The sequence below is a fragment of the Rhizobium subbaraonis genome, from assembly GCF_900220975.1.
Lineage (GTDB): Bacteria > Pseudomonadota > Alphaproteobacteria > Rhizobiales > Rhizobiaceae > Mycoplana > Mycoplana subbaraonis.
In genome coordinates, this window is record NZ_OBQD01000011.1 from 171,419 (window position 1) to 194,581 (window position 23,163).

At 63.3% G+C, this 23,163-nt stretch carries 22 protein-coding genes, 1 tRNA gene and 1 pseudogene; 12 read left to right on the forward strand and 12 right to left on the reverse strand.

The window, feature by feature from the left end; genetic code table 11:
• Positions 1 to 236: 236 nt before the first annotated feature.
• From CRO48_RS18080 to hemA, 4 genes are all read left to right on the forward strand, one after another.
• Positions 237 to 725, forward strand: coding sequence for a (2Fe-2S)-binding protein (locus tag CRO48_RS18080; RefSeq protein ID WP_097141265.1), 489 nt, complete (start codon positions 237 to 239; stop codon positions 723 to 725).
• Positions 726 to 858: 133 nt separating this feature from the next.
• Entirely contained in the window at positions 859 to 3,210 is a 2,352-nt protein-coding gene (locus tag CRO48_RS18085; protein WP_097141266.1) for a xanthine dehydrogenase family protein molybdopterin-binding subunit, read from the forward strand.
• A gap of 14 nt (positions 3,211 to 3,224) precedes the next feature.
• Positions 3,225 to 4,022 carry an FAD binding domain-containing protein gene (locus tag CRO48_RS18090; protein WP_097141267.1) on the forward strand — a complete coding sequence of 266 codons (798 nt, stop codon included), beginning with the start codon at positions 3,225 to 3,227 and terminating at the stop codon, positions 4,020 to 4,022.
• Positions 4,023 to 4,263: 241 nt separating this feature from the next.
• Complete coding sequence (gene hemA / locus CRO48_RS18095; RefSeq protein ID WP_097141268.1) at positions 4,264 to 5,478, forward strand: 5-aminolevulinate synthase; 1,215 nt, start codon at positions 4,264 to 4,266, stop codon at positions 5,476 to 5,478.
• 39 nt (positions 5,479 to 5,517) lie between these two features.
• Here the strand turns inward: hemA and dxr are convergent, their stop codons facing one another.
• Entirely contained in the window at positions 5,518 to 6,711 is a 1,194-nt protein-coding gene (dxr, locus tag CRO48_RS18100) for a 1-deoxy-D-xylulose-5-phosphate reductoisomerase (protein WP_097141269.1), read from the reverse strand.
• Positions 6,712 to 6,894: 183 nt separating this feature from the next.
• Between dxr and CRO48_RS18105 the strand changes: the two genes are divergently transcribed.
• Both CRO48_RS18105 and CRO48_RS18110 read left to right on the forward strand, forming a co-directional pair.
• Positions 6,895 to 7,611 carry an META domain-containing protein gene (locus CRO48_RS18105; protein ID WP_245423564.1) on the forward strand — a complete coding sequence of 239 codons (717 nt, stop codon included), beginning with the start codon at positions 6,895 to 6,897 and terminating at the stop codon, positions 7,609 to 7,611.
• 47 nt (positions 7,612 to 7,658) lie between these two features.
• Positions 7,659 to 8,039 carry a CAP-Gly domain protein gene (locus CRO48_RS18110; protein WP_097141271.1) on the forward strand — a complete coding sequence of 127 codons (381 nt, stop codon included), beginning with the start codon at positions 7,659 to 7,661 and terminating at the stop codon, positions 8,037 to 8,039.
• Positions 8,040 to 8,272: 233 nt separating this feature from the next.
• Here the strand turns inward: CRO48_RS18110 and CRO48_RS18115 are convergent.
• Positions 8,273 to 8,349: transfer RNA gene (locus CRO48_RS18115), tRNA-Arg, on the reverse strand.
• A 113-nt stretch (positions 8,350 to 8,462) separates the two neighbouring features.
• Positions 8,463 to 9,635 (reverse strand): M20 aminoacylase family protein, encoded by a 1,173-nt coding sequence (locus tag CRO48_RS18120; protein WP_097141272.1) that lies wholly within the window; start codon positions 9,633 to 9,635, stop codon positions 8,463 to 8,465.
• Positions 9,636 to 9,784: 149 nt separating this feature from the next.
• Here CRO48_RS18120 and CRO48_RS18125 point away from each other — a divergent pair, with 149 nt between their 5' ends.
• Both CRO48_RS18125 and CRO48_RS18130 read left to right on the forward strand, forming a co-directional pair.
• Positions 9,785 to 10,879 carry a D-alanyl-D-alanine carboxypeptidase family protein gene (locus CRO48_RS18125; protein WP_097141273.1) on the forward strand — a complete coding sequence of 365 codons (1,095 nt, stop codon included), beginning with the start codon at positions 9,785 to 9,787 and terminating at the stop codon, positions 10,877 to 10,879.
• A gap of 14 nt (positions 10,880 to 10,893) precedes the next feature.
• On the forward strand, positions 10,894 to 12,072 hold the full coding sequence (locus CRO48_RS18130; protein ID WP_097141274.1) for a CobW family GTP-binding protein: 1,179 nt from the start codon (positions 10,894 to 10,896) through the stop codon (positions 12,070 to 12,072).
• A gap of 51 nt (positions 12,073 to 12,123) precedes the next feature.
• On the opposite strand, the gene CRO48_RS18135 is transcribed toward CRO48_RS18130, so the two are convergent.
• The 8 genes from CRO48_RS18135 to CRO48_RS18170 all read right to left on the reverse strand — a co-directional run bounded on the left by CRO48_RS18135 (position 12,124) and on the right by CRO48_RS18170 (position 19,347).
• On the reverse strand, positions 12,124 to 13,164 hold the full coding sequence (locus CRO48_RS18135; protein ID WP_097141275.1) for a histidine kinase dimerization/phosphoacceptor domain -containing protein: 1,041 nt from the start codon (positions 13,162 to 13,164) through the stop codon (positions 12,124 to 12,126).
• Complete coding sequence (locus CRO48_RS18140) at positions 13,161 to 13,598, reverse strand: response regulator (RefSeq protein ID WP_097141276.1); 438 nt, start codon at positions 13,596 to 13,598, stop codon at positions 13,161 to 13,163. Before CRO48_RS18140 ends, CRO48_RS18135 begins: the two co-directional genes overlap by 4 nt.
• Positions 13,598 to 15,088, reverse strand: coding sequence for a sensor histidine kinase (locus CRO48_RS18145; RefSeq protein ID WP_097141277.1), 1,491 nt, complete (start codon positions 15,086 to 15,088; stop codon positions 13,598 to 13,600). Before CRO48_RS18145 ends, CRO48_RS18140 begins: the two co-directional genes overlap by 1 nt.
• Positions 15,089 to 15,175: 87 nt before the next feature.
• Positions 15,176 to 15,427 carry a sulfurtransferase TusA family protein gene (locus CRO48_RS18150; protein WP_097141278.1) on the reverse strand — a complete coding sequence of 84 codons (252 nt, stop codon included), beginning with the start codon at positions 15,425 to 15,427 and terminating at the stop codon, positions 15,176 to 15,178.
• The gene (locus CRO48_RS18155; RefSeq protein WP_342588281.1) at positions 15,424 to 17,013 is read right to left on the reverse strand and encodes a L,D-transpeptidase family protein; all 1,590 of its coding nucleotides are present in this window, start codon (positions 17,011 to 17,013) and stop codon (positions 15,424 to 15,426) included. The genes CRO48_RS18150 and CRO48_RS18155 overlap by 4 nt, the downstream gene beginning before the upstream one ends.
• 203 nt (positions 17,014 to 17,216) lie before the next feature.
• Positions 17,217 to 18,170, reverse strand: coding sequence for an acetyl-CoA carboxylase carboxyltransferase subunit alpha (locus tag CRO48_RS18160; RefSeq protein WP_097141279.1), 954 nt, complete (start codon positions 18,168 to 18,170; stop codon positions 17,217 to 17,219).
• Between the two features lie 77 nt (positions 18,171 to 18,247).
• Positions 18,248 to 19,201 (reverse strand): site-specific tyrosine recombinase XerD, encoded by a 954-nt coding sequence (gene xerD / locus CRO48_RS18165; protein ID WP_097141280.1) that lies wholly within the window; start codon positions 19,199 to 19,201, stop codon positions 18,248 to 18,250.
• Complete coding sequence (locus CRO48_RS18170) at positions 19,198 to 19,347, reverse strand: hypothetical protein (RefSeq protein ID WP_097141281.1); 150 nt, start codon at positions 19,345 to 19,347, stop codon at positions 19,198 to 19,200. The genes xerD and CRO48_RS18170 overlap by 4 nt, the downstream gene beginning before the upstream one ends.
• 124 nt (positions 19,348 to 19,471) lie before the next feature.
• On the opposite strand from CRO48_RS18170, the gene CRO48_RS18175 reads away from it, so the two are divergent.
• From CRO48_RS18175 to CRO48_RS18185, 3 genes and pseudogenes are all read left to right on the forward strand, one after another.
• On the forward strand, positions 19,472 to 20,056 hold the full coding sequence (locus CRO48_RS18175; protein WP_097141351.1) for a shikimate kinase: 585 nt from the start codon (positions 19,472 to 19,474) through the stop codon (positions 20,054 to 20,056).
• 9 nt (positions 20,057 to 20,065) lie between these two features.
• Positions 20,066 to 21,199, forward strand: a complete 1,134-nt coding sequence (gene aroB / locus CRO48_RS18180; protein WP_097141282.1) for a 3-dehydroquinate synthase — start codon at positions 20,066 to 20,068, stop codon at positions 21,197 to 21,199.
• Positions 21,200 to 21,306: 107 nt separating this feature from the next.
• Positions 21,307 to 22,050 (forward strand): annotated as a pseudogene (locus tag CRO48_RS18185) (transporter associated domain-containing protein); the annotation flags it as partial.
• Between the two features lie 53 nt (positions 22,051 to 22,103).
• On the opposite strand, the gene CRO48_RS18190 reads toward CRO48_RS18185, so the two are convergent.
• Positions 22,104 to 22,385 (reverse strand): BolA family protein, encoded by a 282-nt coding sequence (locus CRO48_RS18190; RefSeq protein ID WP_097141284.1) that lies wholly within the window; start codon positions 22,383 to 22,385, stop codon positions 22,104 to 22,106.
• Between the two features lie 124 nt (positions 22,386 to 22,509).
• On the opposite strand from CRO48_RS18190, the gene CRO48_RS18195 reads away from it, so the two are divergent.
• Positions 22,510 to 23,133, forward strand: coding sequence for a J domain-containing protein (locus CRO48_RS18195; RefSeq protein ID WP_407071937.1), 624 nt, complete (start codon positions 22,510 to 22,512; stop codon positions 23,131 to 23,133).
• Positions 23,134 to 23,163: the final 30 nt, after the last annotated feature.

Consider the following 23,163-nt stretch of genomic DNA (forward strand, 5'->3'; position numbering starts at 1 on the left):
CGCAGGACAAAATTTTCGGTTGGCAGGTAAAGAAGCAGTTGATCACAAATTGAAAACGGCGAATGATGCCGACGACTGTGCGCGAGATGCGGAGGGGTGTCATCGCGCAACGGATTGTTCCTCATTACAATCCGGCAGCGATAGGATTGCGGGCATTTCGGTCTCTTCGAATTCGCCGCTCAAGGGAGCTTTCGGACCCGGAATGCCTCGCCGTGCGACCCACGAGGGAGGAGCGAATGACGAAAGTTACGATGACGGTCAATGGCCGACAGGTCAGCGGCGAGGTCGAGGACCGGACCTTGCTGGTCCAGTTTATCCGGGACAAGCTGGGCCTGACCGGAACGCATGTGGGCTGCGACACCTCGCAGTGCGGCACCTGCGTCGTGCATATGGACGGCAGGTCGATCAAGAGCTGTTCCACCTTGGCGGTCCAGGCCGCCGGCTCCGAAATCCTGACGATCGAAGGCCTGGCGCGCGACGGCGAACTGCATCCGGTGCAGGCCGCGTTCAAGGCGCATCACGGCCTCCAGTGCGGTTTCTGCACGCCCGGCATGGTGATGACGGCGGTCGACATGATCAATCGCTATGGCGGCGCTCTCGATGAGAAGACCGTGCGCGAAAACCTCGAAGGCAACATCTGTCGCTGCACTGGCTACCATAACATCGTCAAGGCCATCCTTGCCGCGGCTGCGGAAATGGGCGCGGGCCGGCAGGCGGCGGAGTAAGCGCAGGCCCTGGTTCGCAGGACGCCGGCAGGTTCGATTTTTGCGGACGCCGGCGGCCGGGTGAGGTTTCCTGACAGTGAAATCCGGCTGGCTGCCTTTCGTCTGCGTGACGTTTTCCGGGAGGAGATGACTGATGGGTGTGGAAGGTATTGGCGCGCGGGTGGCGCGAAAGGAAGACAAGCGGTTTCTGACAGGCAAGGGGCGCTATACGGACGATATGGTCGTGCCGGGCATGAAATATGCCGCCTTCGTGCGGTCGCCGCATGCACATGCGAAAATCAAGAGCATCGACGTTTCCGCGGCCGAAAGGATGCCGGGCGTAATCGCCGTGCTGAACGGCAAGCAGATGCTCGACGACGGTATCGGCAACCTGATCTGCGGCTGGATGATCCACTCGAAGGACGGCAGCCCGATGAAGATGGGTGCCTGGCGCCCGATCGCTCACGAGACCGTCCGGTATGTGGGCGATGCCGTCGCCGTGGTCGTTGCCGACAGCGTCGGCGAGGCGCGGGACGCCGCCGAGCAGGTGGTGGTGGACTACGAGGAACTGCCGGCCGTCACGGACGCGGCGACGGCTCTTACGGCCGGCCAGCCGCAGCTTCATCCCGAAGCTGCGGGCAATCTCATCTATGACTGGGCGATCGGCACCAGCGAGGCGGAGACGGATGCGGCGATCGCCGCCGCCGCGCACGTCACCGAAATGACGATCCTCAACAACCGCCTCGCGCCGAACCCGATGGAGCCGCGCGCGGCGCTGGGTGTCTATGACAGCGCTGAGGATCACTACACCTGCTACACGACCAGCCAGAACCCGCATGTGGCACGGCTGGTGATGAGCGCCTTCTACAATGTGGCGCCGGAAAACAAGCTGCGTGTGATCGCGCCGGACGTCGGTGGCGGCTTCGGGTCGAAGATCTTCATCTATCCGGAAGAAATCGTCTGTCTCTGGGCGTCAAGGCGCGCGGGCGTGCCAGTGAAATGGACCTCCGACCGGACGGAAGCGTTTCTTACGGACGCGCATGGCCGCGATCATCGCTCGACGGTTAAGATGGCCTTCGACAAGGACAACCGCATCACCGCGCTCAAGGTCGATACGATCGCCAACTTCGGCGCCTACATGTCGCTGTTCTCCTCGTCGGTGCCGACCTATCTCTACGCGACGCTGTTGTCCGGCCAGTATGCCATCCCGGCGATCCATGCGAATGTTCGGGCGGTCTACACGAACACCACGCCCGTCGATGCCTATCGCGGGGCAGGGCGGCCGGAGGCCACCTATCTTCTGGAGCGGACGATCGAGACGGCGGCGCGCGAACTCGGCGTCTCGCCGGCGGAACTGCGGCGCAAGAACTTCATCCGCTCGTTCCCCTATCAGACGCCGGTCATCATGAACTATGACGCCGGCAACTACGAAGCCTCGCTGGAGGCTTCGATGAAGCAGGCCGACTGGGCGGGGTTTGCCGCGCGAAAGGCCGAGGCGGAAAAGCGCGGCAAGAAGCGCGGCATCGGCATGAGCTGTTACATCGAGGCGTGCGGCATCGCGCCGTCTGCCGCCGTCGGCTCGCTCGGGGCGGGTGTAGGGCTGTGGGAATCGGCCGAGGTTCGGGTCAACGCGGTCGGTACGATCGAAGTCCTGACCGGCTCGCACAGCCATGGCCAGGGACACGAGACCACCTTTGCCCAACTCGTCGCCGATCGTTTCGGGGTGCCGATCGACAGTGTTTCGGTCGTTCACGGCGATACCGACAAGGTGCAGATGGGGATGGGAACCTATGGTTCTCGTTCGGGCGCCGTCGGCATGTCGGCGATTGTCAAGGCGCTCGACAAGGTCGAGGCGAAGGCGAAGAAGATCGCTGCCCATCTGATGGAGGCGGACGAAAGCGACATCGTCATCGAGAACGGTGAGGCGAAGGTCGCCGGCACCGACAAGACGGTGCCGTGGTTCCAGGTGGCGCTGGCAGCCTACACCGCGCACAACCTGCCGGGCGGCATGGAGCCGGGGCTGAAGGAAGGAGCGTTCTACGATCCGACCAACTTCACCTTCCCGGCCGGCTGCTACATCTGCGAGGTGGAGATCGATCCGGAAACGGGCAAGACCGATATCATCCAGTTCGTCGCGGCCGACGACTTCGGCAACATCATCAATCCGATGATCGTCGAGGGGCAAGTGCATGGCGGCATCGCCCAGGGCATCGGCCAGGCGCTGCTCGAAGGCGTGCACTATGACGCACAGTCCGGGCAGCTCTTGACGGCGAGCTACATGGACTACGCCATGCCGCGGGCGGACGACCTCCCGTCCTTCCAGGTCTCGCACCAGAACACGCCGTGCCCGGGCAATCCACTCGGCATCAAGGGGTGCGGCGAGGCTGGCGCCATCGGCTCGCCGCCGGCGCTGATCAACGCGATTACCGACGCGATCGGCAACAACGACCTGTCCATGCCCGCCACGCCGCAAAAGGTCTGGGCGGCGATCCATGCAGCGCACTGAGGGAGCGAACGGCCATGTATGCAACGAACTATCATCGCGCATTCTCGGTCGCCGACGCGGTTCGGCTGAAAGGGTCTGGTGACGAAACGAAGTATGTATCGGGCGGGATGACGCTGATCCCGACGATGAAGCAGCGGCTCGCCGCGCCGTCCGACCTTGTCGACCTCAGGCACGTCGCCGAGATGAAAGGGATCACCGTTTCCGGCGCAACGGTGCGAATAGGAGCGGCGACGACGCATGCCGAGGTGGCTTCCTCGGCCGAGATCAAGGCGGCCTGTCCCGCACTGTCCCATCTCGCGTCGCTGATTGGCGATCCGCATGTGCGCCACATGGGAACGGTCGGAGGTTCTGTGGCCAACAACGATCCGGCCGCCGACTATCCTTCCGCCATGCTCGCCCTCGGCGCCACGATCGTCACCGACAGGCGGCGCATTGTCGCGGACGACTTTTTCACCGGCCTGTTCGAGACGGCGCTTCACGATGACGAAATCATCGTGGCCGTGGAATTCGAAGCACCGGAGAAAGCCGGCTACAGCAAGTTCCCGAACCCGGCCTCGCGCTACGCGATGACTGGCGTCTTCGTGGCGAAGAGCGCCGGCGGCGTTCGGGTGGGCGTGACGGGCGCAGGCTCGGACGGCGTCTTCCGGCACAGCGGGATGGAGCAGGCGCTTGCGGGCAATTTTTCGCCCGACGCCCTTTCAGGCGTGACGACCGATCCGGCGGACATGCTCTCGGACCTGCATGGCAGCGCGGAGTATCGGGCCAATCTCGTCAACGTGATGGCCCGGCGCGCCGTCGCCGCGGCAACCTGAATTCGGGCACGGATCGCACACCATCGGGGCGGCGAAGGCCGCCCCAAATTTGTTTCGACTTGATATAAATCATCATATCGCAGTTGTTTCTGCGCTTGTGTGAAACCTTGGAATGGTTCAAAGGTGGGTGCGGATTTGCCGCAGTTCCTTTGCATTGCAGCAGTGGCTACCGCCGTGTAGTCGAGGAGCGATACAGGCACCCTTCGCCTGAGCATGCCGGGTTACCGGTCTGGAGACAGTGATGGATTTCGAGGCTTTCTTCAAAAACGAATTGGACGGGCTGCACCAGGAAGGCCGCTATCGCGTCTTCGCCGAACTGGAGCGTCACAGCGGCGGGTTCCCCAAGGCGACGCGCTACACCGATTCGGGCACGCAGGAAGTCACCGTCTGGTGCTCCAACGACTATCTCGGCATGGGGCAGCATCCGAAGGTCACCGAGGCGATGAAGCTTGCCATCGACCAGTGTGGCGCGGGTGCTGGCGGCACCCGGAACATCTCGGGCACCAACCACTACCACGTCCTTCTGGAACGCGAGTTGGCCGACCTGCACGGCAAGGAATCGGCGCTGCTCTTCACATCCGGCTACGTCTCCAACTGGGCGGCGCTCGGCACCCTCTGTTCCAAGATCCCTGGCGTCATCATGTTCTCCGATGCCGGAAACCACGCCTCCATGATCGAAGGCATCCGCCATTCGAAGTGCGAGCGGGTGATCTGGAAGCACAACGACCTGAAGGATCTCGAGGCAAAGCTTGCGGCTGCCGATCCGAAGGCGCCGAAGATCATCGCCTTCGAATCGGTCTATTCGATGGATGGCGATATCGCGCCAATCAAGGAGATCTGCGATCTGGCCGACAAATACGGCGCGATGACCTATCTCGACGAGGTTCACGCCGTCGGCATGTATGGTCCGCGGGGTGGCGGGATTGCCGAACGCGAGGGGCTGATGCACCGCCTTACGGTGATCGAGGGTACGCTCGGCAAGGCGTTCGGGGTGATGGGCGGCTATATAGCCGCGTCGGCGGCGCTTTGCGATTTCATTCGTTCGTTTGCCTCCGGCTTCATCTTCACCACCGCACTTCCGCCGGCACTTGCCGCCGGTGCGCTGGCCTCGATCCGTCATCTGAAGGAAAGCCAGATCGAGCGTTTCGCGCATCAGGAGCGCGTTCGCCGCCTGCGCTCGCTGCTCGACCGCAACGGCATTCCGCACATGCCCAATCCGAGCCACATCGTTCCTGTGCTCGTCGGTGACGCCGCCAAGTGCAAGTGGATCTCCGACCTGCTGCTCGACAATTTTGGAATATACGTGCAGCCGATCAACTATCCGACGGTGCCGAAGAAGACCGAACGCTTGCGCATTACGCCGACGCCGATGCATTCGGACGCTGATATCGATCATCTCGTCGGTGCGCTGCACTCGCTCTGGTCGCGCTGCGCGCTTGCCCGCGCGGTCGCCTGACCGTTGCTGCAAATCTAGATTGGATGCGATGGCCGCGACTTACGCGGCCATTTCCATTTTTGCAATGACCTCGCTTGCCTGCCTGCGCGCTTCGGCGTCGGTGGCAAAGACATCCTCCATCGTCGTGGCGGCCGGCCAGCCGGCCATCGCATCCATCACGATCTCTGCAATGTCGGCCATGTTCAGGAAGCCGATCCGACCGTCGACGAAAGCGTTGAAGGCGGTTTCCTCGGCAGCATTCATGATTGCGCCCTGTGCGCCGCCACGTTCGAGCGCGGTCCTGGCAAGGCGCAGCGCAGGAAAGCGTTTTTCGTCCGGCGCCTCGAAATCCAGCCGCGCCAGCTTGGCGAAATCCAGCCTGTCGACGTTGAGACGCGGACGGGCAGGGTAGGTCAACGCGTAGCCGATCGCCGTGCGCATGTCCGGGCATCCCAACTGCGCCAGCACCGAGCCGTCCGTGTAGCCCACCATGGAGTGGACCACCGATTGCGGATGCACGACGACCTCGATCTGATCGGGACGTACATCGAACAGATGCTTCGCCTCGATCATCTCCAGCGCCTTGTTGAACATCGAGGCGCTGCCGATGGATATCTTCAAGCCCATCGACCAGTTCGGGTGCGCGCGGGCGATCGCGGCGGTGACGCCGGCCATCTGCTCGCGCGTCCAGGTGCGGAACGGCCCGCCGGAGGCGGTGAGCACGATCCGCTCGACGGCGTGGCGCTGGTCGTCCTCCAGCGCCTGGAAGATCGCGCTGTGTTCGCTGTCCACGGGGATCAGCCGGCCGCCGCCTGCGGCCACGGCTTCGACGAACAGGCTTCCGGCGGAAACGAGGCACTCCTTGTTGGCGAGGGCAATGTCGGCGCCGCGCCGCGCGGCGGCCAGCGTCGGTGCCAGCCCGGCAGTGCCGACGATCGCGGCCATGACCCAGTCGGAGGGCATGGCGGCTGCTTCGAGCAAGGCAGTGCGGCCGGCGGCAGCAGCGATGCCGCTGCCCGCCAGTGCCTGCTTCAGGTCTTCGTAGCGGCGCTCGTCGGCCGTGACCGCCAGCGATGCGCCCGCGGTCCTGGCCTGTTCCGCCAGAAGGGCGACGTTGCCGTTTCCGGTGACGGCAACGACATCGAATGCGTCCTGGCCACCGAGCTGCTGGATCACGTCCAGGGTATTCGTGCCAATCGAGCCGGTGGAACCGAGGATGGTAACGCGGCGCTTGTTCTTGTCGCTGGGTGCCATGATTGTTTCCGCGATCTTTTTATTGTCTTGAAGAGGCTCTACAGCCGATTGCCACGCGCAACAAGGTGTCGAGTTTCGCCATCGGCCGTCGCGGCAGCGCGTACAGCGCTTGACGTTTTCATCGGAGCGGCCATAACGTCGCCGCTGGCGACCGGTTCGCCCTATTCGTTTTGGAGGATGCCCGTGCGGTTTTCTGTGAATGCGCTGGCAGCTGTGCTGCTGTCCCTCGGCTCTGCTACGGGCCTCTTCGCTGCGGAAGCGCTTCCGCCGGGACTGAGCGCAACCTGGGTCGTCGAAGACCTCAGCGGCAAGGGCGTGATCGACAACCTCCAGACGACGCTGGAAATTCGCACGGACGGCTCCTATGGCGGCAACGGCGGCTGCAACACCTATCGCGGCAACCTGAAGTTCGAGGCCGATGGCTCGGTAACCTTCGCGCCGGCCGCGGCCACGCGCAAGATGTGTGCCCCGGCCGTAATGGACCAGGAGCAGCGCTTTTTCGATGCGCTGGGCACGGTGAAGTCGTGGAAGCTGGAAAACGGCCTGTTGCTCCTTGCCGACAAGGACGGCGGCCATGCGATGCGGCTTGCGATGTTGCGGAACACCACGGACATAGTGCTGCAGATACCCAATACCGTCACGGTCGACCGCCAGACGGTTTCCTATGACTGCGACGGCGACCTCAAGGTCAAGGCGGACTACATCAACGCCGAGTCCGTTTCTCTTGCGATCCTGACCTTCGGGGAAAACTTCGTCATCGCGAGCAACGTGATTGCCGGTTCCGGTGCCCGCTATGCCGGCGGCCAGTTCGAATGGTGGACCAAGGGCGACGAAGGCACCCTGCGCGACATGACCAGCGGCGCCGTCGTACCGGGCATCGCCTGCCGAAAGGCACCCTGAACGTCCAAGGCGACGCAGCCGCAACCGACTGCTTTTCGGAGATCGCAATGCCCACTTTTCACGTCGGACAGAAAGTCGTCTGCATCAACGACAAGTTCAAGAATGTCTCGATCGACCAGGGCATTCGCAAGGGCACGATCTATACCGTCCGCTGGGTCGGCCACTACCGTCACTATGTCGACGGCGACTTCTACGGCATCAAGCTGATGGAACTCTACCGCGGCAACGACGATGGTCCGGAAGGCTATGGCGCCGTCGACATGCCTTTCCGCGCCAGCCGCTTTCGGCCACTGGTGTCCGACCGCATCAAATCCATGCTCGGCATGAGGGCGCCCGCGCCGAAGGTCGAGGCGCGCCCCTCCATCGTTCCGTCCGTAAAGCCGAAGCCGCGCGTCACGACGCCGGCGCGCGAGAAGGAAGAGGTCTAAACCTCGCTTTTGTGCCGCCTGCGGGATGATTCGGCCGCAACGGTTTGAAAACCGTTGCCGTTGCCAGATCTTTAGACCTCTTTGGATACGGTTCGGCTGTGCGCTAGCGGGGGGCTCGACAGGCATGCCCAAAAACGTAGCATTTCTCTTGCCGGTGGTGAGGGTGTTCGGCGGTGCGTAGCGACCCTGCACGTGATTGGTGGGTCTGCCGATGCCTAAGGTATTGATTTAAATGGTGATCCCGCCGCGATTCGAACGCGGGACCCCCAGATTAGGAATCTGGTGCTCTATCCTGCTGAGCTACGGGACCACTGCAAGAACCCATACAAAAGCCTGCGCCGGAAGCCAAGTCTTTTTCGGCTTGCGATGGTCTTGCGGCCAAGGGCCGGCGGCCGGCGATCGTCTGGCCGGCCGGCCGCGTCCTCACGCGGGGAGGCGGGTCTCCGCGAGCTTCACCCAGTAGCTAACGCCGTGGGGGATGGCATCGTCGTTGAAGTCATAGGCCGGATGATGGAGGCCGGCGGTGTCGCCGTTGCCCATGAAGACGAAGGCGCCAGGACGCGCCTCGAGCATGTAGGCGAAATCCTCGCCGCCCATCATCGGGTCGATCGTCGCATTCACGCCGCCGCTGCCGGCGATGTCAGTTGCAACGGAGATGGCGTGGCCGGTCTCTGTGGCATGGTTGACCACGACGGGGTAGTTGCGCTGGTAGCGGACCGTGATGTCGGCGCCGTTCGCGGCACCGATGCCGGCGCAGAGCTGGCGGATGCGCTCTTCCGCCTCGTCGCGGACCGTGCTGCTCAGGGTGCGGACCGTGCCGCACAAGGTCGCCTGCTCCGGAATGACATTGTAGGCGAAGCCGGCATTGAACTTGGTCACCGAGACGACGAGCGAGGCGATGGGGTCGGTGTTGCGCGAGGTGATCGTCTGCAGCGCGCTGACGATCTGCGCGCCGATGACAATGGTGTCTACGGTGCGGTGCGGCTGGGCTGCGTGGCCGCCGCGCCCGTTGATGACGATGTCGAACTCGTCCGTGGCCGCCATGATCGCGCCGGTGCGGGTGCCGAACTGACCGACGGGCATGCCCGGCATGTTGTGCATGCCGTAGACCTCGGCGATGGAGAAGCGCTCCATCATCCCGTCCTTGACCATTTCGCGCCCGCCGCCACCGCCTTCCTCCGCCGGCTGGAAGATGACGGCCACGTTGCCGGCGAAATTGCGCGTCTCGGCGAGATACTTGGCGGCGCCCAGCAGCATGGCGGTATGTCCGTCGTGGCCGCAGGCATGCATCTTGCCGGGCACCGTGGAGGCCCATGGCTTGCCGGATGTCTCTGTGATCGGCAGGGCGTCCATGTCGGCGCGCAGGCCGATCGTGCGAACGCCGCCGTCGGCGCTGCCGTGCCCCTTGATCAGGCCGACGACACCGGTGCGGCCGATGCCGGTGACCACTTCGTCCACACCGAACTCCTTCAGCTTGTCGGCCACGAAGGCCGCCGTCTTCTCGACCGCGAACATCGTTTCCGGGTGCTGGTGGATCTGGCGACGCCAGGCGGCGATCTCATCTTGAAGTTCTGCGGCGCGGTTCAAAACGGGCATGCGCTTTTCCTGTCACTGTTGCAGCCGAAAATCGGCGTATCTTTACCGGGGGCTTTGCCATCAGCATGCCATATAGGCTAAATAGGCGGAGCGTACGAGACAACTCCCGATTTTCCGAGGATAGGCCATTGCACATTACTGGACGGTTCATGCGCCGTGCGTCGGCAAGCATTGGAGCAGCCACGGTGTTCGCTGCCTCCTTCCTGGCGAATGCGGCACATGCCGATAGCGGGCCGCGCCTGCTTGTCGACGTCAACACGCTGAAGGTGATCGAGCACCGCGATGCGTTTCGCAAGTGGTACCCGGCTTCGCTGACCAAGCTGATGACGGCCTACACCGTGTTCCGGGCGATCAAGGCTGGCGAGATCACGCTCGATACGCCCGTCGTGATGACGAAGAATGCGGCGGCGGAACCGCCGAGCAAGATGTATTTCAAGCCGGGGCAGGCGCTCACGCTGGACAGCGCGCTGAAGATCATGCTGGTCAAGTCGGCGAACGACGTATCAGTGGCGATCGCCGAGGCGGTCGCGGGCTCCGAGCAGGCCTTCATCGGTCGCATGAACGCGGAAGCGGCCCGCATTGGGATGAGCTCCTCACATTTCATCAATCCCAACGGCCTGCCGGGCAAGGGGCAGTACACGACTGCGCGTGACCTCGCAGTGCTTGCCGTGATGCTGAAGCGCGAGTTCCCGCAGTATGCGTCCTATTTTTCGCTGGAAGGCTTCACCACGGGCAAGAAGCAATATTCGAACTACAACATGCTGATCGGCCGCTTCGACGGGGCCGACGGCATGAAGACGGGCTTCATCTGCGCCTCCGGCTTCAATCAGGTTTCTTCGGCGGTTCGAAACGGCCGCAGCGTGGTCTCCGTCGTGCTCGGCGAGGAAAGCTTGGGCGCGCGGGCGGACGAATCGGCGAGAATGTTGCAGAAGGGCCTGACCGAGCGCGGCGGCGGGCCGACGCTTGCCGGGCTTGCCCCCTATGGCGACACCACACAGGTCGCCGACATCTCGCAGCAGATTTGCAACCAGCATGCGGCCAAGGTGCGCAGCGAAGGCCGCGACGAGGCCGGCCGCCAGAAGCTGCTGTCGCCGTATATCCATGAGATGAATCGCCCTCCGCGTTATGTCTTTGCCGGCCTGATCGCCGGCGGCACCGCAAAGGCTGGTGCAAACGAGCAGGCCTCGGCGGATATGGGCGACGGCGGCAACGTTCCGATCCCCGTCCCCCGTCCGACCTTCTAAGACAGGATATCGACATGTCTGTTGCCGAGCGCACCGTTCCGGTCACGATTCTGACCGGATTTCTCGGTGCGGGAAAGACGACGCTCCTGAACCGGATGCTCAAGCATCCGGACCTGACAGATACCGCCGTCATCATCAACGAATTCGGCGAGGTCGGCATCGATCATCTTCTGGTCGAGCGCTCGAGTGACGGCATCATCGAGCTGGCCGACGGCTGCCTGTGCTGCACCATTCGCGGCGAACTCGTGGATACCCTGGCCGACCTGATGGACCGCATGCAGACCGGCAAGATCAGGCCGCTGAAGCGGGTGGTGATCGAGACCACAGGCCTTGCCGATCCTGCGCCGGTGATCCAGGCTGTGATCGGCAATCCGGTGATCGCGCATTCGTTCCGTCTCGACGGGGTCGTCACGCTGGTCGACGCCGTGAACGGGCTGGCAACGCTCTCCAATCATCCCGAATCGGTCAAGCAGGCCGCGGTCGCCGACCGCCTGGTGCTGAGCAAGGCAACCCTTTGCGATGAGGAGACGGTCTCCGCGCTGAAACGGGCGCTGTTCGACCTCAATCCGCGGGCCATGATCGTCGACGGCGACGATCCTGCCGCAACCGGCCCATCGCTTCTCGCCTGCGGGCTCTTCGATCCCGGCTCGAAGATTGCCGATGTCGGCCGCTGGCTCAATGACGAAGCGGGACACGACCAGCACGGCCACCATCACCACGAACATGACCATTCCCACGAGCACGGGCATGCCCACGATGAAGCCCATGGCGGCCGGCACGGCCACCAGCACGCTCATGATGTGAACCGCCACAGCGCCTCGATCCGCTCCTATGCGATCGTGCACGACCGGCCGATCGATCCCATGGCGCTCGACATGTTCGTCGATCTTTTGCGTTCCGCGCATGGCGAGAAGCTTCTGCGGATGAAGGCGATCGTGGCGTTGTCGGACAATCCGGAACGGCCGGTGATCCTGCATGGTGTGCAGGCCGTGTTCCATCCACCGCAGCGTCTTGCCGCCTGGCCCGACCCGGCCGACCGGCGTACGCGCATGGTGCTGATTACCGACGACCTGCCAGAAGCGTTCGTGCGGGATCTGTTCGATGCGTTCGTCGGAACGCCGCGCGTCGATCGGCCGGATCGAGCGGCGCTGGAGGACAATCCGCTCGCGGTCCCGGGCATGCGCATGCGCTGAACCGGCCGCGCCGGTCGGGCTTGGCCCGCAGCTCTTATGAAACCGATTGCGTCACTGCTTCCAGGTGACGCCGACAAACGTTCCGGACTCCTTGTCCGGGCGGTCGTATGCGACCGTCGCCCCGAGATTGAGCGCCATGGCGTTGATCAGGCGGGTACCGAGGCCCGTCCCTTTGGGGCGCTCCTTGCGATCATGGCCGACCCCGTCGTCCTCGACGGTAAGATGGTAGCTGTCGTCGCCTTTCTTTCCTAGCACGACGCGTACCTCGCCGCAGCCGTCGGGATAGGCGTATTTCGCAGCGTTGGTCAGAAGTTCGGTCAGGATCACGCCAAGCGACACGGCCTTGTCGGCTGTCGTGGCGATATTGGCGATATCGGAGCGGACCGTAATGGCGTTTGCAAATCCGCTGCCGCGCTGAAATTCGGCGATGATGGAACTCATGTAGGCACCCAGTTCCACCGCCTCGACATTGTCGGAGGTGTAGAGGCTGCGATGAACGCCGGCGATCGCTGAAATCCGGCTCTGGGTTTCCGCGAGCGCCGTCCTCGTCTCCTCGCTCGTTGCGATCTGCACCTGCATGCGGATCATCGCCGATACGAGAGACAGGCTGTTTGCGATGCGATGGTTCATCTCCGACAGCAGAAGCTCAGCCCGCTCCTTGGCGATCAGGAGCTGCCGATCTGCTTCCTCCTTCGCCTTGCGCAGGCGCGCGTTCTCCAGGGCCTGCTCCAGGGCGCTGGCAAGCAGCGGGAAGAAATCGTCGGTGGCGGATTTCATCACATAGTCGGCCGCCCCGCCCTTCAGCGCCTTGATCGCGACTTCGGCGTCGCTGGAACCGGTCACGTACAGGATCGGTGCCTTGGACCGACTTTCGGCGACCGCTTCGAGGAAGTTCAATCCGGTCTGGTTCTCGAAATGGTGGTCGAGGACGACGGCTGCGAATTCCTCGGCGCCGAAAAGATCGAGGCCGGCCGAAATCGAGGGGGCATGCACGACCTCGAAGTCGCTGCGGGCGAGCACCTTGCTCGCCAGCCGCGCCAGCGCCGGGTCGTCGTCGACGTAGAGAACACGAACTTTGCGACTTGCCGTCATGGAACCTGTATCACTGAGAAAAAGAGCCCGAGATTGCGGATCGCGGTTGCGAAACCCTCATAGTCGACGGGCTTTGTTATGTAGACGTTGGCGCCGAGATCATAGCATTTCTGGATCTCGCGCTCGTCGTCGGTTGTGGTCAGGACGACGACGGGCAGGCGGCGTGAATGCTCGTTGCTCTTGATCTGCTGAAGGATGTCGATGCCGGACATGTCCGGCAGGTTCAGGTCGAGCAGGACCAGCAGATAGCGGTCTTTGTTGGCCACACCGTCGCGCTTCTCGCCGAGAATGAAGTCCAGCGCCTGGCTGCCAAGGGTGAACGGCACGATCTCATTGTGAACGCCGGCGCGGCGGACGTTCTTTTCGATGAGGCGCGCATGGCCCTCGTCGTCCTCGATCATGACGATGGTGACTTCCTGACCGGTGGCTTTCATTACTCGTTACTCCTGAAAACTTTGGTGAGATCGGTCGGCAGCGTGAGCATGAACGTGCTTCCGCGGCCCAGTTCGGACTCCACCGTAACGTCTCCACCCAAATTCCGTATTAACGAACGTACATGTGCCAGGCCGATTCCCTCACCCGGCTGGTCCTGTGCGCCCGCGCGGCGAAAGAGCTCGAAGACGCGCTCCAGATCCTGCTCGCCGATGCCGCGGCCATTGTCCGTCACGGCGATCCTGACCTGTCGCGGACCATGCGGGCGAAGCGCGATCGAAAGCGTCAGCGGCCGGCCGGGCATCTGGTACTTCACCGCATTGTCGAACAGATTGCCGAAAATCTGCTCCAGGGAAAAGCGGTCTGTGACGATAGCGCCGAAATGGCCGGAGATGGTCGCCTTGCCGCCCTGTTCGCTCAGCTGGTGCTGCACGGACGCGACGCTGGCCTCGATCAGCGCCTTCACGTCGATGCGTTCGGGCTGCAGCTTGCGCCGTCCGTCGCGCGAGATTTTCAGGATCGCGTTGATCAGCGCATCCATCTTGCGGGTCGAGGAGCGGATGAAGCCCATCGCTTCCGGCAGGTCCTCGGTGACGGCGAGCCGGGCCTCGCGGATATCGTCTTCGCTGGGTGTACGCTCGTCCGCAATCACATAGGCCGTGACGGCCTTCATTGATGTCTCCAGCTCGCTCAGGAAGCCCATGATATTGACCAAAGGCGCACGCAGGTCGTGGGTGACGATGTAAGCGAAGCGCTGGATCTCCTGGTTGGCGCGGATGAGGTCCTGCGTCCGCTCGTTGACCCGCTCTTCCAGTCCCGCATTGAGCGCGATGACTTCCTCCCGTGCCCGGGCCAGATCGCGCACGTGCTGGAAAATGACCAGAACCGCACCGCCGAGTACGGTGATAATGGCAATGGCGCCGCCGATCGTGACCCATTGCAGATTCTCCGCCGCTGCAAGCTGCCTCTCGATCAACACGCGCAGCTGGTCGTCGGTGTGTTCCAGAAATCCGTTGAGAATTTCCCGGATGCGGTTCATCAGTTGCAGGCCGGCATCCGTGCCCAAGAGCGCATAGGCCTCATCGAACCTGCCCTGCTCCGTCAGGCTCACGCTATTGGCCAGCTCGGCCATCTTGCCGTCGACGGCGCGCTTCAGTTCGTCCAGTTGCGACGCGTAGTCGGGCCGGGAACGGAGATTTTCCTCCAGCGTCTTCCACCGTGCGGGCAGGTCTGCGACGGCCTTGTCGTAGGGCGCAAGATAGGATTTTTCCCGGGAGAGAAGGTAGCCGCGCTGCCCCGTCTCGGCGTCCTGTACCGTCGTCAGCACGCCGATGATGGCGCTTCGGATGCGGCGAAGGGAGGCAGTCTCGTCGGAATAGGACCGGTTGACTTCGACGAGCCACAGGGAATAGCCGACGATGCCCAGAAGAAGGAGGATGCCCAGACCCAGCATGAGCAGGCTTGAGCGAAGAAATGCGGCCGATGAGGTCATGAATGTTCCTGCAAGTGTCGTGGGCGACTGTACACAGGCGCAGCGGGATCGGATAGCGCCAATGAAACCATAGCGCCATGGCCTGTGTCAGGGTGCGTTGCCTTTGCGGATCAGGAAGCGGTGGCCGCCGTCGATGCGCTCGTCCGCCTCGAGCGTATGGCCGTACTCGTTGCAGAAATGCGGGATATCGATCACGGCCAGCGGGTCGGTGGTCTCGATCCAGAGCGAGGCGCCGGTGGGCAGTTGCTCCAAGCGCTTGCGCGTCCTCAGCACCGGCAACGGGCATTTCAGCCCCTTGAGGTCATAGACATCGCCCGCGCCGCTCGCGCCCGCGGTCATTGCTTCTTCCAGAATTTCCAGAAGGGGACCTTCTCCGACCCGCTCGCGTCCGCCGTCGTTTCCGCAGGCGCGGCGCCTTCGCTACCTTCGGCGCCGGCAATGGAGTCGGCGGTCGCAGCCGGCGCCGATTGGGGCACTGCGGGCTGTTCCTGCTGCCGGGGCGCGGGCGCAACGGCGCCTGTGGTCGCGGTGGAGTCGGTGGCTGTGGAGTCGGCGGCGGTGGTCGGGGGGGCGTCGGCGGTGCTGCTTTGAGTCGGGTTGGCGGCCGGGGCAGCAGCACCTGTCGTCGCAGTCGCCGTGGCTTCGCCGGAGGCGCCGGACGCTGCGGTGCCCTTGCTGGACCAGAGCTTCCAGAACGGCTTCTTCGCCGCTTCGGCTTCCGCTTGGACGGAGGCCAGGCCGGGATTGGCGATCGGGACGGCCACGTCGGTCCCTGCCGTCTGCTGCGCCTTCTGCGCGGCGACGTCGTCTGCAAGCTTCTTCAGCTCGGCTGCCTTGCGCGCCTCTTCCTGCTGCTTGGCCCTCTCGGCCATCTCAATCTTGCGCTGCGCTTCCTCTTCGGCCCTCTTCTTCTGGGCTTCGATCTCGCGCACCGTCATGAGCTTGCCGGCATCGATCGAGTTGCCGGTCGGCGCATAGGCGAGTTCGCGGCCCTTGCGCTTGTCGGCGACGATGGCCTTGCGCTGGGCTTCCGACGGCTCCAGCCACACGGTGCCGTCGTACTTCTTCATGGCCTTGGTATATTCGGCCGCATAGGACTTCTCGCGGGCTGCCAGGGCTGCCTGCAATTGCGGCGCGGTGGAAATCCCCTCGCACTGGCCGCCGGTGAACGGAGTCCCGTCCGCCTTCACCTGATTGAAAACATATTTCTTGTCGCAGACGGCGACTTCGGGCGGGCGCTTGGTCAGCTGGAAATGGTCGTAGCCGACCTTCAGCATCTTCCAGAATTCGATGTTCGGATTGTCGCGGTGGCGCGCCATGTTCTCCGCGGTCATGCGGAAGGGATACGCCTGGAGCTGGATCGTCTTCTGTCCGCCTTTGAAGGCGTCGCGGGCGAACGCGAAGATCTCGATGATCTGCTCGTCGGTCATGGAATAGCAGCCGGATGACGAGCATGCCCCATGGATCATCAGATTGGTGCCGAAGAAGCCGTTGGACTGGTCGAAGCGGTTGGGAAAGCCCGTATTGATCGCAAGGTAATATTGCGAGTTCGGGTTCATGTGCTGGGGGCCGAGCGGATAGAAGCCCTCCGGCGCCTGCCGGTCGCCTTCCTTGATCTTCGGGCCGAGTTTGCCCGACCAGGCACAGATCTCGTAGCTTTTGATCATCTGGAAGCGGTTCGATCGGTCCGCCTTCCAGACTTCGAGCCTGCCTTCCTCCTTGAAGATGCGGAATGTGACCGGCGCGTTGCGGTCGATGTTCATCGACGCCATCTTCGAAAGAACCTGGCCGGAAAGCTGGTACTGCGTCTTGTTGGAAACCTTGCGCACGTCGACGCCGCTGCCGACTTCGTCCAGCGTGTCGTTGGTGCAGCCCGCGACGGTCAGGGCGATCAATGAAACAGCGGCGAGTACCTTGAGGCGCATGCGTCAGTTCCAAAATAGCTGGTAAGGCAGTACGTCACACCGGCGCGGCGGACGCGGAATCATGCCCGTTTATACTTAATGCAGTGTAAACGGCAAATCTTCGCGCATGCGGCGATCTGTGGATACGCTGAAAACACGGGAATATGTCCAAGATTTGGCCATATTCCCGCAACCCATGCAAATTTCCTTCGTATTGGTACCCGTCAGAGCTGCCGGCCGATGTCGAGATAGCGCTGGCGGCGGTCGCGGCGCAGCTGGTCTCCCGGCTTTGCGGAGAGATCGCGCAGAGCATCGGCGATCACGTTTCCGGTCGCGGCGATCACAGCTTCAGGATCGCGATGGGCGCCGCCGACCGGTTCCTGGATGATGCCGTCGATGATGCCCAGCGCTTTCAGGTCGTCGGCGGTGATCTTCATGTTGCTTGCCGCTTCCTTCGCGCGGGTGGAGTCGCGCCAAAGGATCGAGGCGGCACCCTCCGGAGAGATCACGCTGTAGATCGCATGCTGAAGCATGTAGACGCGGTCGCCGGTTGCGATCGCGATGGCGCCGCCCGAACCGCCTTCGCCGAGGATGATCGAGACGATCGGAACCCGGACGTTCAGACACATTTCTGTCGAGCGGGCGATTGCTTCGGCCTGCCCGCGCTCTTCGGCGCCGATGCCGGGATAGGCGCCGGCCGTGTCGACCAGCGTTACGATCGGCAGGCCGAAGCGGTCCGCCATCTCCATCACGCGGATCGCCTTGCGGTAGCCTTCCGGCCGGGCGCTGCCGAAATTGTGACGCAGACGAGATTTGGTGTCGTTGCCCTTTTCCTGGCCGATGATGGCAACCGACTGGCCGCGAAAACGGCCGAGACCGGCCTGGATCGCCTCGTCCTCGGCAAACTTGCGGTCGCCGGCAAGGGGGGTGAACTCTTCGAATAGCTTCGCCGCGTAGTCGAGAAAGTGCGGGCGTTGCGGATGGCGCGCGACCTGCGTCTTCTGCCAGGGCGTCAGCTTTGAGTAGATGTCGACCATCGCCTCGCGCGAGCGAGCCTCAAGCCGACCAACCTCGTCCGACGTGTCGATGCTCTCGTCCTCTTCGGCGAGCTTGCGCAGCTCGTGGATCTTGCCTTCGAGGTCCGAGATAGGTTTTTCGAAGTCGAGGTAATTGTGCATGAGATGCGTTTCCGATCGTTTGCTCCAACTCTTCCGTCGCGCGACCTATCACAGGCGATAGCGGCGGAATGGCGGCTCTATTCCTGGTTTTTTGCCTGTTTGGCAAGGGGGTGGTGTTCCTGCACCAGCTGATGAAGGCGCTCTTCCAATACATGTGTGTATATCTGGGTGGTCGAAATGTCCGAATGGCCGAGCAGTTCCTGCACCGCGCGAAGGTCGGCGCCATTCTGCAGGAGATGGCTGGCGAAGGCGTGGCGGATCACATGAGGGGAGAGCGTGGCGGCGCGGATGCCGGCGCGCGATGCGAGCGCCTTCAGGTCGCGCGCGAACACCTGGCGGGGCAAATGGCCTTCCTTGCCTGCCGAAGGAAAGAGAAAGGCACTTTCCTTCTGATCCCCCTTTCCTTCGCGGTCGGCTGCAAGCGCCGCCCCATAGGCCTGCAACGCCGCGATTGCCGAGCGCGACAGCGGCACCAGACGTTCCTTGTTGCCCTTGCCCTTGATGACCAGGAAGCGCCCGCTCTGGGCCAGCACGGTCGCCGGCAGCGAGACAAGCTCGCTCACCCGCATTCCTGTCGCATAGAGAAGCTCCACCAGCGCGTACATGCGCAGACGCTGCAGGCGGGTTTCTCCAGGGGCTGCCGCCTCCTGCTCGGCCAAGCCGATCAGTCGCGTCACGTCGTCGGTGGAGAGCGTCTTCGGCAGCGACCGCTCTTTTCGAGGCGCGTCGAGAATGCCGGTAGGATCGTCTGCGCGCATGCCTTCGGCATAGAGGAACTTGTAGAACTGACGCAGCGCGGAGAGCCGGCGGGCCTGCGAGGACGCCTTGAAACCCTGGCGCGCGAGGTGGGCCAGGTAGGCCCGCAGATCGTCGGGCACGGCGTCGATCATCCGCACGGACCGTTCCATCAGGAACGAGCGGGCGTCCTCCAGGTCGCGCTCGTAAGAGGCGAGCGTGTTTGCGGCCGCGCCGCGCTCGGCGCTCATCATCTCCAGAAAGGCTTCGATCCGGACAGCGGAGGGGTCGTTCATGGCTGGGGGTTGACCCGTTCGGAGGGAATTCGAATGGTGACGTCGCGTGGACGGGGTTCGACGAATGTGACCAATGCGACCATGATGCCGTAGACGATGCCCGCAACGACCGCGCAGAAGAATAGAAACCGGAAGAGGGTGGGCATTGCGCACTCCGTGGAACCGTCTCCCTATATCGCGCTGCAAGGCAGCAAGCGCAAGGCGCGGCTGCCACTTGACGCTTTCGCCGGTTTTGCAGATACCGGTTCGAGCGATAATCGGAACCACCTGATGAACGGCCTGCTGGAAACCGCCCACCCAGACCTCGTGCAGAGAGCGCGCATTGCGCTCGGTGGCCGAAACCTTGTCCTGGTCGGGTTGATGGGTGCTGGAAAATCTGCCATCGGCAGGCTTCTGGCACAATCGCTTTCCGTGCCCTTCATCGATTCCGACCACGAGATCGAGCGTGTTTCACGCATGTCGATCACCGACCTCTTTGCAGCCTATGGCGAAGACGAGTTCCGGGCGCTGGAAGGGCGGGTGCTGAAGCGACTGTTGAAGACCGGGCCGCGCGTCGTTTCCACCGGTGGTGGGGCCTTCATCAACGAGCGGACGCGCCGGCACATCAAGCGCGGTGGCCTGACCGTCTGGCTGAAGGCCGACATCGACGTGTTGTGGGAGCGCGTCAACAAGCGCGACACCCGCCCGCTCCTGAAGACCGAAAACCCCCGGCAGACCCTGGAAAACCTGATGAACACGCGCTATCCGATCTATGCGGAGGCGGATCTCACGGTCCAGTCGCGTGATGTCCGGAAGGAAATCATAGCAGAGGCCGTTCTGGCTGCGATCGCCGCCAGCGCCGGCAAACAGATGTGACGGATCCCCATGACCCAAGCCCCATCCTCCCCCGTCCGGCGCAGCGTTCGCGTCGCTCTTGGCGAGCGCTCCTATGACATCCTGATCGGCCCCGGGCTTATTGCTGCTGCGGGCGCGGAAATCGGTAGCCGGATGAAGGGACGGCGGGTCGCGGTGATCACCGACGAGCATGTCGCCCCGATCTATCTTGAGCCGTTCATGCGCTCTCTCTCGGCAAGCGGAATAGAAGCCGTGTCGCAGGTGCTGCCAGCGGGCGAGAAAACCAAGAGCTTCCCGCACCTGATGGATGTCTGCGACGGCGTGCTCGGCGCGCGCATCGAACGCAACGATGCGGTGGTGGCGCTCGGCGGTGGCGTCATCGGCGACCTTACGGGCTTCGCTGCCGGGATCGTGCGCCGCGGCTCGCGCTTTATCCAGGTTCCGACGTCGCTTCTGGCCCAAGTCGATTCTTCCGTCGGCGGCAAGACCGGCATCAACTCCCGCCACGGCAAGAACCTGATCGGCGTCTTCCACCAGCCCGACCTCGTGCTTGCCGACACCGACGTTCTGGACACGCTATCGCCGCGCGAGTTCCGTGCCGGCTATGCGGAAGTCGCCAAATACGGCTTGATCGACAAGCCGGAGTTCTTTGCGTGGCTCGAAAGGAGCTGGCGCGACATTTTTGCCGGAGGCGATGCCCGCATAGAGGCGATCGCAACCAGCTGCCAGGCGAAGGCCGACGTCGTTGCCGCCGACGAGCGGGAAAACGGCCTGCGCGCCCTGCTCAATCTCGGCCATACCTTCGGCCATGCGCTGGAGGCGGCAACGGAATATGACAGCCATCGTCTGGTGCACGGCGAGGGGGTCTCGATCGGCATGGTGCTGGCGCATCAGTTTTCCGCGCGGATGAACCTTGCAAGCCCCGACGACGCGCGTCGGGTCGAGGCGCATCTGGGCGAGGTCGGCCTGCCGATATCGATGGCGCAGATCCCGGGCGTCCTGCCGCCGGTCGAAACCCTGATGGACGCGATCGCGCAGGACAAGAAGGTCAAATCCGGCAAGCTGACTTTCATCCTCACGCGCGGTATCGGGCAGTCCTTCGTCGCCGACGACGTGCCGGCCTCGGAAGTCCTGGCCTTCCTCAAGGACAAGCATCCGAAATGATCTGGCGAACCGGCATCCTGCAGCGGCTATTCGGGTTGTTCGGCCTGACGGCCGGGCGGGATGCGGCCCCGCTTTCTCTTGTCGACGGGCGCGCGGGGGAGGCTGCCGGCCGGGAAGGTGCCGCTTCAAAAGCGGAGCGGGACAAGGGGCAGGGGCTGTCCGACCTCGATGAGCTCGAAGTCTCCGACGTGATGGTGCACCGGACCGCCATGCGCGGCCTGAACGCCGACGACGCTCCCGAAGCCATCGTGCGGGCGGTGCTCGACGGTCCCTTCACGCGCCTTCCGCTCTGGCGCGGGTCGGCCGACAACATCATCGGCGTCGTCCATCGCACGAACCTCTTGCGCGCGCTGGTGGAGCCAGGCGCGGAGCCTGCCACGATCGATATCGCCCGGATTGCGGAAAAGCCATGGTTCGTGCCTGATACGACCAGCCTGCGCGAGCAGCTCAACGCCTTTTTGCGGCGCAACAGGCATCTTGCCGTCGTCGTCGACGAATATGGCGAGGTGCAGGGTCTGGTGACGCTCAGCGACATTCTGGAGGAAGTCGTCGGCGATGTGTCGGACGAGCGCGACATCGACATCCAGGGCGTGCGCCAGGAAGCGGACGGCTCGATCGTCGTCGAGGGCAGCGTTGCCATCCGTGACCTCAATCGTGCGCTGGACTGGTCGTTGCCGGACGAGGAGGCGACGACGATCGCGGGCCTGGTGATCCACGAATCGAAGTCGATTCCCGAGGAGCGGCAGGCCTTCACCTTCCACGGCAAGCGCTTCATCGTCATGAAGCGGGTGAAGAACCGGATCACGCGCCTGCGTATTCGTACGGCCGAGGCTGCCGAGCGGCAGACCTGACCACCAGGCCTGACCACCAGCCCTGATTACCAGCCCTGACTACCAGCGCGCCACTACCACCGCACCGGCTCGCCCGGTGCCGCAGCCTCGATCGCCAACGCATGCAGGCCCGCGTCGAACTCCGGCTTGACGAGGTCGTTGACCATTCGGTGCCGTGCGACGCGACTGACGCCGGCAAAGCTCGCCGAGACGATGCGGATGCGCATATGAGTTTCGCCGCCGCCATCGAACGCCGGCTGGTGGCCGGCATGCAGGTGGCTCTCGTTGATCACTTCGAGCCGCTCTGGCGAAAGCGCCTGTGCCAACCTATATTCGATCCGGGATTTCACTGACATTCGTCTGCCTTCGAAGCGCGTGTTGGAACGCGGGCTTTCTGCACGAAAATGGTCCCAAAAAGCCAGCAACAATCCGCTTTGTCAATTCTTGTTGTGCTCGTCTGCGAGCCCCATAATTGGACCCATGAAACTCGATTCCAAATACTTCGACCGGATCCGGACGCGTCGGCGTGTCGAGCGGCCTGAACCCGTCGCGCCGACGTGCCAATGGGATGGTTGCGACAAGCCCGGTGCCCACCGGGCGCCGGTCGGCCGCAATGCCGAGGGCCAGTTCTTCCTGTTCTGCTTCGAGCACGTGAAGGAATACAACAAGGGCTACAACTACTTCTCCGGCCTGTCGGATACGGAGATCGCCCGCTACCAGAAAGAGGCGATCACCGGCCATCGCCCGACCTGGACGATCGGCGTCAACAAGTCCTCGAAGAACGGTCCTGCGCATGGCAATGTGCGCTCGGGCACGGCCGGCGCAAACCAGCGCATTCGCGATCCCTTCGGCTTCGTCAACGAGGGCCGCGGGAGAGCGCCGCGCATGGAGCCCAGGGCCCGCAAGCTGAAGACGCTGGAGGCGAAGGCCTTCGACACGCTCGGCCTCCATGCAAACGCGACGACCGAAGACATCAAGGCCGCCTACAAGGGGCTTGTCAAAAAACACCATCCCGACGCAAATGGCGGAGACAGAGGATCCGAGGAGCGTTTTCGGGCCGTCATTCAAGCATATCAATTGTTAAAGCAGGCCGGCTTCTGCTAGAGCAGGTCGGCAGCAACAGGACATAGGGCG